The sequence below is a fragment of the Mycobacterium sp. genome (assembly GCF_049280035.1).
In the GTDB taxonomy this organism is placed as follows: domain Bacteria; phylum Actinomycetota; class Actinomycetes; order Mycobacteriales; family Mycobacteriaceae; genus Mycobacterium.
The window spans coordinates 1-2,207 of record NZ_JBAPPI010000213.1; the positions used below are offsets into that span (position 1 = coordinate 1).

Here is a 2,207-nt window from a genome sequence, read left to right on the forward strand (position 1 = left end):
CGGACCCATCCCGAACCCGGAAGCTAAGCCTGCCAGCGCCGATGATACTACCCAACCCGGGTGGAAAAGTAGGACACCGCCGAACACACACAAAAAAGGGCACCCCACAAAGGTGCCCTTTTTTACACCAACACGCACTAATCGAAAAGCGTCAGATTCCCCGATTTCACGTTTTTCTCCATTTCGAGCAGTGACCGTTTCCGATCGAGGCCTCCGCCGTATCCGGTAAGGCTTCCGCTTGCACCGATTACACGATGGCACGGGACGATAATGGCGATCGGATTGTGGCCATTTGCCAACCCGACGGCGCGAGCGGCGCCGACTGCGCCGATCTGTTCCGCGACCTGTCCATACGATCGGGTTTCCCCATACGGAATGGTCAGCAGCGCATGCCACACACGCCGCTGAAACTCGCTACCCGCCAGGCTGAGCTCGAGGTCGAAATCGGTGAGCTGGCCGGCGAAATACGCCTGGAGCTGGTTGACCGCATCCGGAAAGGCCCGGTCATCGGGCACCCAATCAGTGCGGTCCGGCTCGTAGGTTTGGTCCAGCATGCGCAGGTTGGTCAGCACCCGGCCGCGCCCGGCCAACGCCAACGGACCGACCGGGCTGTCAATGGTGCGGTAGTGGATCAAGCGACCTCCTTGGAAGGCCATTGGTTCACTGGATGCCCCAGCGTGGTCCACAGATGCTGCGTGGCGTACGAGCGCCAAGGGCGCCACGGGCGGCTTCGTGCAATCAGTGCCTGCTGAGCGGTCGGGAAGCCCAATTGCTCAGCAGCTAACCGCAATCCGAGGTCGCTGGCGGGAAGGGCGTCGGGGTCGCCCAGGCCGCGCATGGCGATCACCTCTGCGGTCCACGGTCCGATGCCGGGCAGGGCCAGCAACTGCTGGCGGGCCGCGTCCCAGTCGCAACCGGTGTCGAGGACAACACTGCCGTCGGCCAGCCCGGCGATTAGGGCGGTCACCGTCCGCCGGCGTGCCTCCGGGACCGCGAGATGGGCCGGATCGATGTCGACGAGCTGCTGGACCGACGGAAAGGTGTGCGTCAGTGCACCGTCGGCGTCGTGGACCGGCTGGCCGTATGCGACGACCAGCCTGCTCGCGTGGGTCCGTGCGGCCTTGGTCGATACCTGCTGACCCAGCACCGCCCGTACGGCGAGTTCGGCCTCATCGACGGTGCGGGGTATCCGTTGCCCGGGTCCATTGGCTACTACCGGGGCCAGCGCCGGATCAGATTGCAATACCTCGATCACCGCCTCCGGATCGGCATCGAGGTCTAAGAGCCGCCGGCAACGCGAGATTGCGGTCGTCAGGTCGCGAAAGTCATCGAGCACCAGCAGGCATCGGACATGATCGGGCGCGGGTGTCAGGCTGACAATGCCGTTTCCGAATGGCAGCCGAAGAGTGCGCCGATACCTGCCGTCGCGCACCTCCTCGCATCCAGGTACCACGCCGGCGGCCAGATGACCGAAGACACCGTCGTAGGCGAACGGAACCCGCACCGGCAGGCGCAGCGACACCGTCCCGGGTGAGGCACCGCCGTCGCGCCCGAACCGCGCGGCAGCTCGTTTTCGCAGCTGCGTCGGAGTGCTGTCGCATACCGAGCGCAGCGTGTCATTAAACTGGCGGATGCTGGAAAAGCCTGCGGCAAAGGCGATATCGCCGAATGGCAGATCTGTTGTCTCGATCAGTACCCGCGCGGTTTGCGTGCGCTGCGCGCGGGCCAAGGCCAGCGGGCCGGCACCGGTCTCGGCCTGCAACAGCCGCTCGAGCTGCCGTGTGGTGTAGCCGAGGCGGGTGGCCAGCCCGGTGACACCGTCGCGGTCCACCGTGCCGTCGGCGATCAGCCGCATGGCCCGGGCGACGAGGTCGCCGCGGATGTTCCACTCGGGCGAACCGGGCGACGCGTCCGGGCGGCAGCGCTTGCACGCGCGAAAGCCGGCACGTTGTGCGGCCGCCGCGGTCGGATAAAACCCGACGTTGCGAGCGAACGGTGGCCGGACCGGACAGCTGGGGCGGCAATATATCCCGGTGGTCAGCACCGCGGTGACGAACCAGCCGTCGAACCGAGCGTCCTTTGATTGCACGGCCCGATAGCAGCGGTCGAAGTCTGCATGCACGGTTTGACAATTACACCCGACCACTGACAATACTGGCGGAAAACCGACATCGTCGTGGCTGACCGCGATTACCGCGACCTACTGG

Annotated in this window: 2 protein-coding genes and 1 rRNA gene; 1 reads left to right on the forward strand and 2 read right to left on the reverse strand. The window is 65.5% G+C overall.

The window, feature by feature from the left end; all coding sequences use genetic code 11:
* A 5S ribosomal RNA gene (gene rrf, locus WAN71_RS07085) occupies positions 1–85 on the forward strand; the annotation flags it as partial.
* Positions 86–137: 52 nt separating this feature from the next.
* Here rrf and WAN71_RS07090 read toward each other — a convergent pair.
* Positions 138–635, reverse strand: coding sequence for a methylated-DNA--[protein]-cysteine S-methyltransferase (locus tag WAN71_RS07090; RefSeq protein WP_422224655.1), 498 nt, complete (start codon positions 633–635; stop codon positions 138–140).
* Positions 632–2,122, reverse strand: coding sequence for an AlkA N-terminal domain-containing protein (locus WAN71_RS07095; protein WP_422224656.1), 1,491 nt, complete (start codon positions 2,120–2,122; stop codon positions 632–634). Before WAN71_RS07095 ends, WAN71_RS07090 begins: the two co-directional genes overlap by 4 nt.
* Positions 2,123–2,207 lie beyond the last annotated feature (85 nt).